This is a genomic window from Photobacterium lutimaris (assembly GCF_003025555.1).
Lineage (GTDB): Bacteria > Pseudomonadota > Gammaproteobacteria > Enterobacterales > Vibrionaceae > Photobacterium > Photobacterium lutimaris.
The window spans coordinates 37,226-54,992 of the sequence record NZ_PYMH01000005.1 but is presented as its reverse complement, the minus strand read 5'-3'; the positions used below and the strand labels follow the sequence as shown (position 1 = coordinate 54,992).

General features: G+C 43.7%; 11 protein-coding genes. 8 read left to right on the top strand and 3 right to left on the bottom strand.

The annotated features are described in order from the left end of the window. Positions 1-21: 21 nt before the first annotated feature. Positions 22-432: a DUF2799 domain-containing protein gene (locus C9I99_RS12230; RefSeq protein ID WP_107349170.1), complete on the top strand. Its 411-nt coding sequence runs from the start codon at positions 22-24 to the stop codon at positions 430-432. A 484-nt stretch (positions 433-916) separates the two neighbouring features. Further along, a complete protein-coding gene (pflB, locus tag C9I99_RS12225) occupies positions 917-3,214 on the top strand; it encodes a formate C-acetyltransferase (RefSeq protein ID WP_107349169.1) in 2,298 nt (765 codons plus the stop codon). 214 nt (positions 3,215-3,428) lie between these two features. On the opposite strand, the gene C9I99_RS12220 is transcribed toward pflB, so the two are convergent. After that, positions 3,429-4,619, bottom strand: coding sequence for a XylR family transcriptional regulator (locus tag C9I99_RS12220; protein WP_107349168.1), 1,191 nt, complete (start codon positions 4,617-4,619; stop codon positions 3,429-3,431). 185 nt (positions 4,620-4,804) lie between these two features. Between C9I99_RS12220 and xylB the strand changes: the two genes are divergently transcribed. Next, positions 4,805-6,256, top strand: coding sequence for a xylulokinase (gene xylB / locus C9I99_RS12215; RefSeq protein WP_107349365.1), 1,452 nt, complete (start codon positions 4,805-4,807; stop codon positions 6,254-6,256). A gap of 284 nt (positions 6,257-6,540) precedes the next feature. Here the strand turns inward: xylB and C9I99_RS12210 are convergent, their stop codons facing one another. Next, complete coding sequence (locus C9I99_RS12210; protein WP_107349167.1) at positions 6,541-7,455, bottom strand: LysR family transcriptional regulator; 915 nt, start codon at positions 7,453-7,455, stop codon at positions 6,541-6,543. A gap of 88 nt (positions 7,456-7,543) precedes the next feature. Here C9I99_RS12210 and C9I99_RS12205 point away from each other — a divergent pair, with 88 nt between their 5' ends. Both C9I99_RS12205 and C9I99_RS12200 read left to right on the top strand, forming a co-directional pair. Continuing rightward, positions 7,544-8,998 (top strand): sulfatase-like hydrolase/transferase, encoded by a 1,455-nt coding sequence (locus C9I99_RS12205; RefSeq protein ID WP_107349166.1) that lies wholly within the window; start codon positions 7,544-7,546, stop codon positions 8,996-8,998. Between the two features lie 80 nt (positions 8,999-9,078). Next, on the top strand, positions 9,079-10,284 hold the full coding sequence (locus C9I99_RS12200; RefSeq protein WP_107349165.1) for an anaerobic sulfatase maturase: 1,206 nt from the start codon (positions 9,079-9,081) through the stop codon (positions 10,282-10,284). Positions 10,285-10,524: 240 nt separating this feature from the next. Here the strand turns inward: C9I99_RS12200 and xylA are convergent, their stop codons facing one another. After that, the gene (xylA, locus tag C9I99_RS12195; RefSeq protein WP_107349364.1) at positions 10,525-11,844 is read right to left on the bottom strand and encodes a xylose isomerase; all 1,320 of its coding nucleotides are present in this window, start codon (positions 11,842-11,844) and stop codon (positions 10,525-10,527) included. Positions 11,845-12,193: 349 nt separating this feature from the next. On the opposite strand from xylA, the gene C9I99_RS12190 reads away from it, so the two are divergent. The 3 genes from C9I99_RS12190 (at position 12,194) to C9I99_RS12180 (ending at position 17,653) form a co-directional block, all read left to right on the top strand. Further along, on the top strand, positions 12,194-13,588 hold the full coding sequence (locus tag C9I99_RS12190) for a glycoside-pentoside-hexuronide (GPH):cation symporter (protein ID WP_107349164.1): 1,395 nt from the start codon (positions 12,194-12,196) through the stop codon (positions 13,586-13,588). 25 nt (positions 13,589-13,613) lie between these two features. Further along, the gene (locus C9I99_RS12185; protein ID WP_107349163.1) at positions 13,614-16,241 is read left to right on the top strand and encodes a TIM-barrel domain-containing protein; all 2,628 of its coding nucleotides are present in this window, start codon (positions 13,614-13,616) and stop codon (positions 16,239-16,241) included. An 80-nt stretch (positions 16,242-16,321) separates the two neighbouring features. Then, positions 16,322-17,653 carry a carbohydrate porin gene (locus tag C9I99_RS12180; protein WP_166645466.1) on the top strand — a complete coding sequence of 444 codons (1,332 nt, stop codon included), beginning with the start codon at positions 16,322-16,324 and terminating at the stop codon, positions 17,651-17,653. Positions 17,654-17,767: the final 114 nt, after the last annotated feature.

Here is a 17,767-nt window from a genome sequence, read left to right as displayed (position 1 = left end):
TATATTTTTTGGGTAACGACAATGGATAATAAAAAATGGATGCGTGTATTGATGGGCGCTTCAATGGTGCTGGCATTGAGTGCGTGCAGTACCAATTACGTCGATAGTTACGTTGCAGCCAATGATTGGCAATCGCTGGGTGAGCAAGATGCATTGAAAGGTCATCGGGTCAGGGATCTCACTTCACTGGCAGATGGGGATCTATTGTCGGCGCAACAAAAATACAGTACTGGTTATGAAATTGGCCGAGCCGAATTCTGTGATATTGATAATGCATGGCCGTTGGGCAAATCAGGTCAGAGCTATTTCGGTATTTGCGATGGCATGCCTGATGGCAGCGAATTCAGACAGCAATACAATTATGGCCACAATACATTTGTGATGGAGATGGAGCGCGAGAGCTCATCTGATGGATTTGGTTTTGGGTATTAGTCCAATGTAACCATTGATCAAAGTTTATTACTTTTAAAAGCCTTTAACAGACATAGCAATATTGTTTGTTAAAGGCTTTATTGTATCTGGAAGACGTAAAAATTCGGGATGATAGGTGGGGGAAGAGAAAAACCCAAGCGAAATGCAAGGTTTGTTTTGCATTGCTTTTGTTTTCAAATCATTGAAAGTATTAGCCTTGCTCGTTTGTTACTGTCAAAGCATGCGTTTTGTGCATGTTAAAAATGAAAAGCGTTCATTTTTATCATGTGGTGATTTGTCCTACCATTCAGTCATCAAGATAAAGTGAACAAATCGAATCTAATTTGTGTATGAAGCTGTTTGATAAATAGCTTTTTAATAATACTTGGCAGGGTGTTTTGTCCAGCCATTATTTATGAAAAGCATTATAGGTTTTGCTTTGTCTCTATTTCGGATTTTAAACAATTAAAGTCTTATTGAACACGATTATTGTTAGGTATTAACTATGACTATTCCAACTACTGAAATGCTTCAAGCGTGGAAAGGTTTTACAGCTGGTGATTGGCAGACCGAGGTCAACACCCGTAATTTCATTCAGGCTAACTATACACCTTATGAAGGTGATGAATCTTTTCTTGCTGAGGCGACGCAAGCAACGGTAACGCTTTGGAATAATGTCTTAGAAGGGATCAAAGAAGAAAGCCGCACACATGCGCCGATTGACTTTGATACCGAGCTGCCATCGACGATTATTTCTCACGATGCCGGCTATATCAACAAAGAGCTAGAAACGATTGTCGGCCTGCAAACCGACAAGCCACTCAAGCGCGCCATTATTGCCAACGGTGGTATCCGTATGGTGAAAACCTCGTGTGAGGTATATGGTCGAGAATTAGATCCTGGGGTTGAAAAAACCTTCACCGAATACCGTAAAACGCATAATAAAGCGTGCTTTGATCTGTATACCAAAGATATTCTGGCGTGCCGTAAATCAGGGATTATTACTGGCTTGCCCGATGCCTATGGCCGTGGACGTATTATTGGTGACTACCGCCGTATTGCCCTTTATGGTATTGACTTCTTGAAAGCCGATAAGCATGAGCAGCTCAAGTCGACTCAAGCCTTCTTAGAGCTGGGGCAAGATCTAGAAAAGACGCTGCGTCTACGTGAAGAGTTGGCTGATCAGATCCAGGCCTTGGAAGATATTTGCACCATGGGATTGAAATACGGCGTTGATATGTCGACGCCAGCACGCTCAGCGCAAGAAGCTATCCAATTTACGTATTTTGGCTACCTGGCTGCGGTGAAATCACAAAACGGCGCGGCGATGTCCCTTGGCCGTACCTCCACCTTCCTTGATGTTTACATCGAGAGAGATATGGCCAATGGGGTATTGAGTGAGTCCCAAGCACAAGAGCTGGTCGACCATTTCATTATGAAGCTGAGAATGGTGCGTTTCCTTCGTACGCCAGATTACGATTCGCTGTTCTCTGGCGACCCAATCTGGGCAACCGAAGCGATGGCGGGAATGGGTGTTGACGGCCGTACATTGGTCAGTAAAACCACCTTCCGTTACCTGCATACGTTGTACAATATGGGACCGGCGCCAGAGCCTAACATGACGGTGCTTTGGTCTGAGCAGTTACCGGAAGGGTTTAAGAAATATGCCGCTAAGGTGTCTATCGATACATCATCTCTGCAGTATGAAAATGATGATTTGATGCGCCCTGACTTTAATAATGATGACTATGCCATCGCATGTTGTGTCAGCCCGCAGATCGTTGGTAAAGATATGCAGTTTTTTGGTGCCCGCGCTAATTTGGCAAAAGCACTGCTTTATACCATCAATGGCGGTGTTGATGAAAAGTCAAAAGCTCAGGTGGGCCCGAAACAATCTCCGATTGCCGATGATGTATTGGATTTCGACACCCTTATGCCACGTTTTGATGCCATGCTCGATTGGCTAGCAACGCAGTACGTGACAGCGTTGAATATTATCCACTACTCGCACGACCGCTACAGCTATGAAGCGTCACTGATGGCACTGATGGACCGAGATGTTAAACGTACAATGGCATGCGGTATTGCTGGCCTGTCGGTGGTTGCAGACTCCCTTGCTGCGATTAAGTTTGCCAAGGTGACACCGATCCGTGACAACGATGGTCTAGCGATTGATTTTGATATTGACGGCGATTATCCGACGTTTGGGAACAACGACTCTCGGGTTGATGACATTGCCTGTGATCTCGTTGAGCGCTTCATGAAGAAAATTCAGAAGATGAGTATGTACCGTGAAGCGACGCCAACGCAGTCAATTCTGACCATCACATCCAATGTGGTGTACGGTAAGAAGACCGGCAATACTCCTGATGGTCGCCGTGCCGGTATGCCGTTTGGCCCGGGTGCCAACCCAATGCATGGGCGCGACCAAAAAGGTGCTGTTGCCTCGCTGACCTCGGTGTCGAAGCTACCGTTTGCTTATGCGAAAGACGGTATCTCGTATACGTTCTCTATCGTTCCTAATGCATTGGGTAAAGATAGCGACACCCAGAAACAAAACTTAGCAGCGCTAATGGATGGATACTTCCATCATGAAGCGGGAGCAAACGGTATTGATGTAGAAGGAGGCCAGCACCTGAACGTCAATGTGATGAATCGCGATATGTTGCTTGAAGCGGTAGCGAACCCAGAGAAATACCCGCAGCTGACCATCCGGGTGTCTGGCTATGCGGTACGCTTTAACTCGCTGACCAAAGAGCAGCAGCAAGATGTGATCACCCGTACCTTTACCGACAAACTGTAGATGTTTATTCGCATTGTCGGAAAATAATAATTAACACGTTGAGTTAAGTAATCTGTGACTACCTAGCTACTTGTTAGCAAAGCTTGGCCTGCTCTTGAGCAGGCCTTTTTTAGTTTAATCAACAAACGTCTAAGGCTTTATAGTTTAAGGTTATAACTTCAGTGTAGAGAGTCGTGCCATGTATCGGATTTCAGAATTAGCAGAGCAAGTGGGGCTATCGCGTTCTACCTTGTTGCTTTGTGGTGCGATATTCCTTTGGTGTTAGATCTAGGTTCTTTTTGAATACTGTGTACATGTATTGCAACGATGGGTAGCCACACAGTGACGCTATTTCGTTAATCTGCAACTCAGTAGACCCCAAAAGGTGGCAAGCCCGATGTAGTTTGGCATTGTGTATTTCCTGGTGGATCGAATGCCCTCGTTCATCTTTAAACCGAGATTCAAGGTTTGAGCGAGAAATGCCAACAAAACTCAATACTTGGTCGACCTTAATGCCTTTACAGGCGTTATGGCGGATATAGTGCATGGCCTGAATAACATATGGGTCTTTTAATGCATGAAAATCAGTGCTTTGACGCTCATAAATTTGTGTCGGTGGGACAATAATTCTAGGTTTTTTATTACTGTCCACGGATTGAGGGGCGGTCAATAAATTATGTAGCAGTTTGGCTGAACGGTAGCCCATTGCTTTGCACCCTTGCCCGACAGAGCTAAGCGAAACGCGGGTTAGGTATCGGGCTAATTCCTCATTATCAATGCCTATCACTGCTATTTTATCGGGCACCATCAAGTTGAGGTGGTCACATACTTGAAGTAAATGGCGTGCTCGTGAATCGGTGACGGCGATAATGCCGGTTGGTGTCGGCAAACGCTGGAGCCAGTCAGCAAGACGATTCATATCGTATTGCCATGTCTGCGGTGTTGTTTCGTTGCCGCGATAAACAGCCCCATCATAGCCTTCGTCTTTTACTATCTGGCTAAAGGCTTTTTCCCGTTCATGAGCCCAGCGCTTTGATGGGGTATTAGGCAAACCATAGAAGGCAAAGTTTTCAAGGCCTTTATCGCGTAGGTGATGAAATGCCATTTTTACTAAACTGTGATTATCTGTGGCTACATACGGAACGTTTGGATAATCTTCGCTACTTTGATAGGAACCACCGACACCTATCGTGGGAATCTTGAATTCGGATAACACGCTTTGAATTTCTGGGTTATCAAAATCAGCGATGATCCCATCACCCGCCCAGCCTTTGATGTCATCGAGGCGGGTGAGGAAGTCCTCTTCCAAGAAAATATCCCAATCACATTGTGTGGCCTGAAGGTATTCACCGATCCCTTCAATAATTTGACGATCGTAGACTTTATTGGCGTTAAAAAGCAGTGTAATGCGGTAGCGTTTATTCATGCCGTTTAGGGTTCTAACTAAAAAACTTAACCAGATACTAGCAGTCGAAATTGAGACACTTTGTGACAGATACCTCAGTCGTGAAATCAGAGAAATACGGTAACAAAAAACATAATTGTTCTAATCGCAGAAGTCCGCGAGCATGGAAGACATCGAGTGAAATGTGGTTTTTTGAGGAATACATGATGTTTATCGGTATCGATTTGGGTACATCGGGTGTCAAAGTTGTTTTGTTGGATGAGAGTGGACATATCATTGGTGCCGAGACGGTGGCTTTAACCGTATCACGGCCTGCACCTATGTGGTCGGAACAAAGTCCTGAAGACTGGTGGTACGCAACCAGTGAAGCGATTTCATCCCTGCGGGAAAAAGTGGACTTATCAAATGTGCGTGCTATTGGTTTGTCGGGGCAGATGCACGGAGCCACATTGGTTGATAGTCATGGAGACGTGCTTCGTCCTGCTATCCTCTGGAATGATGGTCGTAGTGCTGCTGAATGTGCAGAGTTAGAATGTATGGTGCCTGAAAGCCGTCATATCACCGGCAATATTATGATGCCGGGATTTACCGCTCCCAAGCTGAAATGGCTACAAAAACATGAACCAGAGTGTTTTGCTAAAATCTCTAAGGTGTTATTACCTAAGGACTACTTGCGTTTTCGTTTAACCGGGGACTATGCATCTGACATGTCAGATTCTGCGGGTACTATGTGGCTGGATGTCGGCAGACGAGATTGGAGTGATGAACTACTGGCGGCAACAGGGCTTACTCGTCAGCAGATGCCGGAGTTGTTCGAAGGCAGTGATGTAACAGGAACGCTTTCTGAACCTCTTGCCCGTGAATGGGGAATGCCTTGTGTACCTGTTGTGGCAGGTGCGGGGGATAATGCTGCAGGCGCGATTGGCGTTGGTATTACCCAACCGGGTCAGGCAATGCTATCGCTTGGAACATCCGGTGTGTATTTTGCCGTAAGTGATGGCTTTTTAGCGAATCCAGAATCTGCTTTACACAGTTTCTGTCATGCTCTGCCGGGGACCTGGCATTCCATGTCTGTGATCCTCAGCGCTGCCTCCTGCCTCTCTTGGGTCGCTGAATTGACCGGGGCAGAAAGCGTACCGGCGCTGCTTGAACAGGTGGAAACTGACGCCGCTGAAACGTCCGATATTATTTTCCTACCCTACTTATCGGGTGAACGTACGCCACATAATGATCCAACCGCAAAAGGTGTATTCTTTGGGATGACACACACCACAACACGTGCCGATCTGGGCAAAGCCGTTCTTGAAGGTGTGGGTTTTGCGTTTGCTGACGGCTTAGACGCGCTGCATGCAACGACGCTCGTTCCGGAAGAAATCTCGCTGATTGGTGGCGGTGCGCGGAGTGCTTACTGGCGTCAGATGCTTGCCGATATTTTTGGCAAAGCGTTGACCTACCGGACCGGTGGTGACGTAGGTCCGGCTTTAGGGGCTGCCCGTCTTGCTTATCTTGGCGTAGTGGATCAGGCGACACTTTCAGAGGTTTGCCCAGAGCCTGATTTAGTTCAGGTGCATCAACCGGAGCTAGAAAAACACGCGATTTATAATGTAAAGCGTGAAAAATACCAAGCCTTGTATCAGCAGTTGAAAGGCTTATTTTAACCCATTGAAAAACGCCATCAGAATTTAATGATGGCGTTATTGTGTTTTATACACCGTATTTCAGAATCTTAGTCAAGCAAGAGTTAGCCCCAAGTCAGTTAGCCCTCATTTCTCTCCTAGCTTATCTCCGAATATCCCGGCTAGCACATAAATGCCCCATTGCTATTTAGAACAAAAGATCTAATGCTTCCCATTATTCGAATCTTGTATAACCAGAAGTTATCAATAGTGCAGATAATAGTTTTTGGCCCTATTATCCAATCCAGACCTGTCTGTTCACGATGTTAATCATCCACAATTTTTCGCCCAATCTCAACTAACTTGTCTTTCATCCACTGTAGGAACAAGTCGTTAGTGATTCCAACAGACCAAGACAAGGATATTGGTATATTAGGAAGCATAGGAAGCTCTATGCTTTGATAGCAAGATTGAAGAGTGATATCGGCAACAAATTTGCTTGGACCAATTAGTATCGCATCAGTAGAAGAGAGAGTTTCTAGAGCTAGCCATAGCGATGCCTCATCAATTAATATTACGTTTTCTCCTACCAGAGTGTTATAGGATTTATCATATTGATGTGAGCCTTTTATCCTTATTAGTGGGTATTTGATAATGCTCTGTTCTATATCCGCGACAGACGAAAAAATAGGATGATTTTTTCTAGCGACAAGTGCGTTGGGTAAATGCCCTAGTATCTCTGATTCATGATCTTCTGCGTGTTTCGGAAGCATTCCGAGTGCAAAATGAATATCACCTCTCACCAACTTTTGGATATTCTCTTCACTCCAACTTTTGCACGTGATGGTGACGTTAGGCGCACTTTTAGCTATTTCACGCACTACTTGAGATACCCAGCTTGAGCTGCCATAGTCTGAAAACATGATAGAAACATTTTGCGATACTTCTTGTAAGTCCAGACTTTCTGAAGCAATTAGATCCCGGATTTTGTTACACACGGAAGTCACTTCGGCGTGAATTTTCAGCGCTTTTGGAGTGAGCACTTGTCTATTTCCAACGCGTACTAGCAGCGGGTCCTCAAAGACTTCTCGAAGTTTTGCTAGCTGCTTACTTACCGCAGGTTGGGTAATGTAGAGCAATTCTGCACTTTTAGATATGTGCTTCTCCTCAAGAAGAACCAGCAACGTTTTCAGCAAGTTAAAATCAAGTAGTTGCAACTTTTTAAATTCGTCATTCCTCACGGTTATTTCCTTGATGATTATTAATCACTACAAAGTATACAGGTGGCACATATACTTCAAGAGGTAACTTTGTACTAGGGGAATAAAGATGAGTAAGAAAAAAGTCGTAGCAAGCTCGATCGCTGGTTTGTTATTGCCTTCTCTGTCCTACGCGGCAGATGTACAACCAAATGTCGTTATCATGATGGTGGACAACCTAGGGTTTGGTGAACTTCAATCTTATGGCAGCGTAAGAGGAGTGCCCACACCGAATTTGGATCAGCTTGCCAAAGAAGGTATACGGCTTACCAATTTCAATGTTGAGCCACAATGTACGCCAACCCGTTCAGCCTTTATGACAGGTAGACGCCCCTTAAGAACTGCGACGACTGAAGTTGTTTGGGGAATGGACTATGGCATGGTGAACTGGGAAGTCACTATGGCCAATAAGTTCAAGGAACTAGGTTACAACACTGCTATATATGGTAAGTGGCACTTAGGCGATACAGAAGGAAGAACCCCTTTAGATCAAGGCTTTGATGACTTTTTCGGTGTATTGAATACCTCAGATGAATCTATTTACTCATCCCAACTTCATTTCGATAAAGAAGATGGGGAGATACCACAGATTCAAGATACGAAAGATGGAAAAATACAAAACGTTATGGATTTTAATCTGGAAACTCGTCGCACCATTGATGGTGAGATCACAGATAGAGCCGTAACATACATTAGTGAACAACTCGAAGCTGGAAGTCCGTTTTTTACGTTCGTCTCTTTCACTCAACCTCATTTACCAACCATCCCACACCCTGATTTTGCAGGTGTCACAGGGAAAGGTGATTACGCAGATGTGTTGCATGAATTGGATCACCGTGCAGGTCAAATTATAGATACGATTGAAGATGCTGGTGCTCGCGATAATACTCTTATTATTTGGCTGTCTGACAATGGTCCAGAGTGGCACTATCCACATCATGGTATCTCTGCGCCTTGGCGTGGGGGATACTTTACCGCTCTAGAGGGGGCGATACGAGTCCCCTTTATCGCTTCAATGCCGGGAACGATAAAAGAAGGCAATGTGAGTAATGAAATCGTTCATGTTGTTGATGTAATGCCGACTGTTGGTGAATTGGTAGGATACGATATGCCAACAGATCGTCACATAGATGGCATCAACCAGTGGGCTTTCCTTAAAGGAGATATGAAGCAATCAAATCGTGATGGCTTCTATATCAGTAATGGCCAAATTTTCCAAGCTTATAAATGGAATGACTGGAAGCTACACTTCTATGAGCAAGACATCATGCCAGAAGCACCGGTAAAACGTCAGATTCCAGCAATTTACGATCTTTCGAGTGATCCACAAGAAATGTATGACTTACGAGATGATGCTGTTCGTATCCTTCCTACAGTAATTAAGCGAAGCGTAGCCGCTCAGCAAAACCTTGCGACAGGTTGCGACACGATTCCATTTCCGGCACCCAATGGGTATGAACCAGATTGTAAAGGTGCTGACTTTAGCAAATTTGTTCCAGACGGTTATCGTAAAGCGGAGAAATAGATAGCCATATGGTTTTTTAAATTTCACGATTCAAAGGCAGTATAGCGCAAGCAATACTGCCTATATCACGAGGTAATGTAATGGAAGTGTCAAAATCAGTCCACGTCATGAGCAAACCAACAGGTTCAGTGTGTAATCTCGATTGCGATTACTGCTTCTACTTGGAAAAAGAGAAGCTGTACCCCGAACGTAACGCAAATTGGCAAATGTCTGATGAGACTTTAGAAGCTTATATAAGACAACATATTGAAGCACAGCATACTGACCACGTAACCTTTGCTTGGCAAGGTGGTGAGCCGCTAATGATGGGGATTGTTTTTTTTCAGCGAGCCCTTAAGTTGCAGCACCAATATGCCAATGGGAAAACTATCGATAATACGCTTCAAACCAATGGAGTATTACTCAATGATGAATGGTGTGCTTTATTCAAACAGAATAATTTCCTTATAGGTATTTCCATAGACGGGCCGAAACATCTGCATGACAAACATCGTACAACTCGAAGTGGTAAGGGGTCATATCAAAAGGTTGTTGAAGGTATAAGACTACTTCGTATTCATGGCGTTCAATTTAACACTCTAACTGTTGTAGGAAGTCACAATGTTGACCATGCTATTGAGGTTTATCAGCATCTAAAATCTTTAGGAAGTGATTGCCATCAGTATATCCCATTGGTAGAACGAACATCTGAGCAGCCAACAAAGGATGGCATTTATCTAGTAAGCCCTGAACACAACGTGGCAGCAAGTGTTACCGATTGGAGTGCCCCATCACTAAAATTCGGTCGGTTTTTATCTGCTATCTTTGATTACTGGGTACGTAATGATGTCGGTACTATCTTTGTTCCGTACTTCGAAAACACATTAGCAGGCTGGGCTGGAGAGCAAGGAAATATGTGTACCCTTGCTCCACGTTGCGGTAGTGCTTTCGCCCTTGAAGCAAATGGCGATGTCTATAACTGTGATCACTATGTTTACCCAGAGTTTAAACTTGGCAACCTTCACTCTAGAACGTTAAATGAAATGAATTTCAGCCAGCAAAACTATGAATTTGGGATGAAGAAAAAAGATCTCAACGCCCAATGCAAGAGCTGTTCATTCTTGCAGCTTTGCAATGGTGGTTGTCCAAAACAGCGCTTTGTTCCAAGAATTGGTGATCACGCCCATAACTACCTATGCGAAGGTTACTACCAATTTTTCAGCCATACTCAGGGGAAGATGCTTGAGATGTGCAAACTATGGTTTGAAGGCCGTGCGCTTACAGAAATAATGGCCAATAAAAGGTGATGTGTATTGAGAACTGTTCTTATAGCTTACACTCAATATAGGCTTCTTGTGATATGTGAACTAATCCGTGATTTGCTAATTTAGCAAAGTTTATTAATCATTTCTGTCTAAAGGTGAGTTGAGTCAGCAAATCGACTAACAGGTTTTGTCCAATTTTTTAATAACGACAGCCACCGATGTTTATTTAGGTGGCTGTCGCTTAATTTCAGGCTAGGTGTTAGATATATGAGTCAGTAGAGATCACTTATACAGAAATCCTGTCACAATATTTTCCAATCGTTCTTGTTTGCCGGATACGGGCTTAGGTTGAATATCGTTCGTTAAGGCGTGATCCGCAAGTGATGCCAGAGACAAATCACCATTGATAATGTTCTTGCCGAGTTCACTATTCCAGCCTGCGTAGCGTTTCGCGACATGCTGACCCAACACATCATTTTCAATCATTGCCGCCGCACGCTCTAGTGATAGCGCCATCACATCCATTCCCCCGATATGACCGTGAAAGAGGTCCTCTAGATCAACCGATGGACGACGAACACGGGCATCGAAGTTGAAACCGCCGGTAGTGAAGCCACCGGCTTTCAGGATTTCATACATAACTAGGGAGTTCTCTTCAACGCTGTTAGGGAATTGATCTGTATCCCATCCCAGCTGAGCATCACCACGGTTGGCATCAATTGAACCGAATAGGCCAAGAGATGTTGCTGTTGCTACTTCATGATGGAAACTGTGGCCGGCAAGGGTTGCGTGGTTCGCTTCGATGTTAACCTTAATTTCATTTTCCAAACCAAATTGCTTCAGGAAGCCATATACCGTTGCGGTATCATAATCGTACTGGTGTTTAGTTGGTTCTTGTGGTTTAGGTTCAATTAGGATCGCACCTTTGAAGCCAATCTTATGTTTGTGCTCAACTACCATTTGCATCAGGCGGCCTAGTTGCTCACGCTCTTGGCGTAGATCGGTATTAAGCAATGTTTCGTAGCCTTCACGGCCACCCCATAATACGTAGTTTTCGCCACCAAGGCGTTGAGTTGCATTCATGGCGTTGAAGATCTGTGTTGCCGCATAGGCAAAGACTTCTGGATTAGGGTTGGTCGCAGCACCATTCATGTAACGGGCATTTGAGAAGGCATTTGCCGTGCCCCACAGTAGCTTAAGGCCTGTTTCATCTTGTTTACGTTCAAGAATATCAATCATTTGCGCAAAGTTATTAACGTACTCTTTCAGGTTGCTACCTTCAGGGGCGACGTCTGTGTCATGAAAGCAGTAGTAAGGTACGTTTAGCTTGCTAAAGAATTCAAAGGCAGCGTCTGCTTTAACTTTTGCCATTTCCATTTCGTTGCCAGCCGTTAACCAGGCGTGCTCGAAGGTGCCTTCACCGAATACGTCAGAACCTGGCCAGCGGAAGTTGTGCCAATAGCAGGCGGCAAAACGTAGGTGCTCCTTCATAGTTTTGCCAAGAATAACCCGTTCTGGATCATAATGACGAAATGCTAGAGGGTTGTTACTTGTAGTTCCTTCAAATTGAACTTTGCTCACATTTTTAAAAAATTCTGTCATCGCCATAATTCCAAATAATAGTAGTGGACTCTTTGCTCTCTATATTTTTACTTTTTAATAAAGTTGGCAATTATGAAATTTAACTCTCAGTTTCATGGATTTTGTTATTGTGCTCTATATCTCATTTTTAGTAATGGAAATAATCATGCTTGTTTTTATACCCTTTAAAAACAATGATTTAATTTTTTGTGTTGGAGTTTTCATTCCACTGTAATCACAGGTAACATTATAAAAAAATCATAAAGCTGTAACGTGATATGATAATTGAAAATAATAAACTCATACTGAAAAATGAGTAGCGTAAAGAATACAACTCCCCCTACAGAGTTTTAACATTATAGGAAATCATATGTCCTTAAATAAAATAAGTTTGAAAGAAAAAATAGGGTTTGGGCTTGGTGATGGTGCCAATCTTATTGTTTTATCAACCGTTTTCTCATTCCTTACCTACTACTACAGTGATGTTGTCGGAATCAGTATGGCAGCAATAGGTACGATGTTTCTTGTTGTTCGTATTGTTGATGCAGTTACTGATCCATTAATGGGATATATATGTGATCGAACGGTGAATAAACATGGACATTATCGCCCTTGGTTAGTTCGTATGGCTATTCCCTATGGCATTATGATTGTTTTAGCGTTTTCGGTTCCTACCAATGCGAGTGATTTTACAACCATCATGTATGCAGGGATTACTTATGCGTTACTAATGATTGTTTATACCGCAATTAATATTCCCTATTGCGCATTAGGAACCGCTATTACCAGTGATCAAAACGAACAGCTTTCTATTCAATCGATTCGATTTGTTATGTGTAGTGTTGGTGCATTAATGGTATCCACCATGCTTGTACCTATGGTTAACTGGCTGGGAGCGGATGATGAAGCTCGCGGGTTTCAGTTAGGCATGACTGTTCTGGCCGTTATCGCTGTTATTATGTTCTTTATCTGTTTTAAGACGACGAAAGAACGGGTAATAATAAAAGAAGAAAAAATGCCTTTTAAAGAAGGGCTTATGGCACTACTGAAAAACGATCAATGGCGAATTATCGGTTCTATTAACTTCCTTTTCCTCGTCTCCAATGTTGCTCGTGGCTCCGTCTTTATTTTTTATGCAATTCACATCATGGAGCGTCCTGACCTGGTGCCTCTACTACTGACTCTGCCAATTTTCGCTGAGATGTTGGGGAGTATGATGGCCAAGCCGCTTGGCGATCGTTTCTGTAAAGTGAAGCTCTATATTGGATTCCAGTTTCTTCAGGCTGTATCTTGCCTGGCTATTTTCTTCATCGATCCATCATGGATCACTATTGTTGTTATCTTCGTTGTATTCCGTGCCTTCATTGCTCAGATGTCTAACCCGGTCCTGTGGACGATGTTGGCAGATGTTGTTGATTACGGCGAGTGGAAAACGGGCAAGCGTCTGCCGGGCATGACGTCTTCCGGTAACCTGTTTGGTATTAAAATGGGAATGGCGATAGGTGGTGCGGGTGCAGCATGGGTATTGAGTGCATTTGGTTATGTGTCGGGTGGCGAAAGTCAGACCGAACAAGCCTTGATGGGCGTGATGATTGTGCTGGCGATTGTTCCCGCCTTAATTCATTTATTAATGGCATTTGTCATGAAATTCTACAAGCTTGATAAAACCTATGTTGAGCAGATTAAGTCTGAACTAAATCAGAAGCAAAATAACAACAATACTGCTAACGAAGAAGTATTAGAGCCAACTCTAGCACAATCATAAATTATACAACTTAAGAGATATTTGTATGTCTATATCGATGACACCAACTTATAGATACATTGCACCTAATATCATTCATGTTAGCCGCGGAGTGCCTACTGAAAGCCTGTTCGTTAAAGAGCAAAATACTTACGAGAGTGAAGAACGGCGTATTACCGTTCAGCAGGATAATAACCAATTAACATTTTCTGTTGATGGCCACGCACCTTTCTTAAGTGAAATTACAGCGCAAGCCCATTCAGCCGTGAGCCAGGTCTTTGTTTCTGCTGATACATCACCTTTGTTCGGTTTGGGGCAACACCCAGAAGGTGTTTATAACTGGCGTAATCAAAAAGTACGAATGTGTCAGAGCAACAAGCGTATTTCTGTTCCTTTTATTATGTCAGCTGATGGGTGGGGGATCTTGTGGGATAGCTCTTCTGTTACGCATTTTGAAAGTGAGCAAGAGCGCATTTCATTTTCCTCCGATGGTGGCCAAGGGATCAGTTATTATGTGATCTGTGGTCCTGAGTGGGATCAGATCATTCATGGTTACCGCCTTTTGACTGGCGATGCGCCGTTATTTGCCCGTTCGGCATACGGCTATTGGCAGTCAAAAGAAAGATACTGTGACCGTAACGAAGTAGAAGCGGTAGCCAGTGAGTTCAGAGCACGTAAATTGCCGATCGATAATCTTGTTCAGGATTGGAAATATTGGGGAGAAAACCCATGGTCTAGCATGCTGGTTGATGAAGCGGTTTTCCCTGATTTAGCGGGTATGATCACCGATATGGAAAACAAACAGAACATCAATCTGATGTTCTCTATCTGGCCTGTAATTGGCGATAATTGCCCGCTTTCGGATGAGCTTGATGATCACGGTCATCTGTTTGACTGCCCGCACTGGTCGAACGGTCGATTCTACGACCCGTATAGTCAGGAAGCTCAAGATATTTACTGGAAGCACCTTAAAGCAGGATTGGTTGACCAAGGTGCGTTCTATATGTGGACCGATGGCACCGAGCCTGAGCTGATCTCTTCTATTTGGACGGAAGAAGAGAGCTTGGAAGCGGCATATTTGCAAAAGGATACCGCTGCAGGCCCATGGCGCGAAGTTGCCAATGCGTATTCGCTGGTTCATGTGAAAGGTTTGTATGAACGCTTGCGGAAAGAGCGTAACGATAAGCGTGTCTTTATTTTGTCGCGTTCAAGTTATGCCGGCCAGCAGCATTATGGCGGTGCGGCATGGTCTGGGGATATATCGTCTTCATGGCAAGTGCTGCGTGAACAGATCCCGGCTGGCTTGAATTATTGTGCTTCAGGTTTACCCTATTGGGCTACTGATATTGGCGGATTTTTCACCAGTGGCTTTGGGGCTAACTTCCCTGATGGCTGCAAAGATAATGCATACCGTGAACTTTATGTACGTTGGTTCCAATATGGCGCATTCTGTCCAATTTTCCGCTCTCACGGAACAGGCACGCCTCGTGAAGTGTGGCAGTTTGGTGAGCCGGGGGACTGGGCTTACGATACGATTGAACAGTATCTGAATTTACGCTATCGCTTATTGCCGTATATCTATTCTGAAGCATGGAGCGTGACCAATAATGGTTCGACGATGATGCGTGCGCTGCCATTCGATTTCCGTAAAGATACAACGGCTCATGATATTGACGACCAGTTTATGTTTGGTCAATCATTGCTTGTTGCACCGATGACAAAACCGGTAACCCACCAACCGGTTTGTGACTGGATGCCTGTCGAAACCAAGCAAATGACCACTCCGGATGGCCAACCTGGTTTACTGGTTGAGTTTTTTGACGGCACTAACTTTGAAACGTTGAAGAATTCACAAGTGCATACCCAAGTTGACTATAACTGGAGTGGTGCTGCACCTGAAGGTGTCCGCAACGTTGACTACACGATCCGTTGGACGACTGATTTGACGGTAGGGCAAGATGGCGAATACGAGATCTGTGTTCGATGCACTAACGGCACTCGCCTGTTTGTTGATGGTGAGATCATCATTGACTCATGGGAAGAAGGAGCGGAATACGAGCGGATCTGCAAGCTCGATTTTACGGCCAATACCAGCAAGCGTGTTGTACTAGAGTTCTTACATACTTCTGGTCCGTCAAAGATGTCACTGTATACACGGCCACCGAAGGGTGTTGCGTTTGGTGAAGTGCTTGTGGAGCCTAAACGTGAAGTCTACTTACCAGAATCTCAAGGTTGGTGGAACTTCTGGACAGGCGAGTTCTATACTGGCTCGCAAACCATTATTGAAGACTGTCCCATCGAACATTTGCCGCTGTTTGTCAAAGCGGGAAGCATTATTCCATTCGGCCCTTATGTACAATATCACGATGAAAAGCCGCTTGATGATCTAGAGTTGCGCATTTATACCGGAGATAACGCAACATTTACGCTTTATGAAGATTCGGGTGATGGTTACCAATACGAGGATAAGGAATATACAGAGATAGTATTCTCTTGGGATGATAAAAACGGTGAATTGACGGTGAGTGATATTATCGGCTCATTTAAAGGACAGCTAGAGTCAAGGACCTGTAAGGTTTATCTGTCCAATTCACCTGACGGTGGGATGGATCTTGACCGAGCTCCTGATGCCGTATTTGAATATACCGGCAAACGTCACAGTGTGAAACTATAAGAAATAAGCATCACCTATAAATGTAAATGAACATTGCCTTGCACTTAACGGTGCAAGGCCTATTCCAATGCGAGAAAATCATGAAAATAAAATACCTTGCCATGCTAGTGGCATTTTCTTCTGTGCCTGCTTTAGCTGAACATTTTAATGAAGAAAAACATGGAGATGATGAAAGGAATATATATACCTTAGAAAATCAGCCTTTTTCTGTGGCTGAGATGGAGCATGACTTAGGTTTCTTTGGTTATATTAGAGCGGGTTCAAATATTAATGATAAGGGATATACAGCGACTGAAAGTATAGCTAAAAACCAGCTTGGCCGATTGGGTAATGAACCGGATAATTATTGGGAAATAAATTTTTACGATCGTATGAGTCATAATTCAGGAGCCTGGGCTGAAGTTAATTTCATGATGGCTAACTGGGATAATGTTAATTATAATTCTACTGGAGTATCGGGTAAAGACTATGGTGTTCAGCAGTTATATGTTGAATTAGGTGGTCTACCAGAGTATGGCGATATGGTGTTCTGGGGGGGGAAACGTTATTTCAACAGAAGTGATGTTGGTATTACGGATTTCTTTTATATTGATTATTCAGGCTCGGGTGGTGGTGTAAAAAATGCGTTTGCCCATGGATTAGAACTTGCTTACCTTGTGCGTGATAATGATCAATTCAATGCTGATGAGGCCAATATTACCGATGGACGAGGTAATATTCAAAACCTCTATGTTGGTTATTCCTTTGATCAATGGAAGATTGAAGCATTGGCCATGTATGCAAAAGGAAATGGTAAGTTAAAGCATGACAATGGTGATTCACTGCCAACATCGGGTATACAGCTTAACGGTGTATACAAGGCGTCTGATTTTTATGGCCTGGGTGAAGGTGTTTCGTCATACACGTTTCAAACCGGCTATGGTTTAGGGGCCGGAACTGGTCTGGGCTTAATTCAAACTAACATGGATAATACCGACAGTGATTACTCGGTGAGATTCCTTACTCAAGGTGGAATGGAATTAAGTTCATGGTCAATTCTTCCTGCGTTCTATGTACAGCATGATGTGCGGGATAACAGCGATGATGATAAAACAACGTTATCTGCTGTTGTCAGACCTATCTATAAAGTAAACCAAAACTTCTCCATTCAAATTGAAACCGGTATTACCTATGATCATTACTCAAAAGGAAAAGATTCAAGCGATCTTGATAGAAATGCCTTGGAATATAAGTTGACTGTTGCGCCGACGTTTACACTAGATGCCTTTGACTACGATGCTCGCCCGCAGATAAGGACCTTTGTTTCTGCATTCGGATGGAATGATGCTGCAAATAACCGTAAGGATGAATCACTATATACAGGTTCAAACGGAGAAGTAAGATTCGGTATTCAAGGGGAAGTATGGTTCTAGATAGCTAGATTAATTTTCTCATGGCTTTTTTAAAAGTTAGCCCATATTGGTTGGGGATTATAATTTAATAAACCTAGGCACCTAGATTAGCCTGTTTCCTTCTTTGCATTAGTT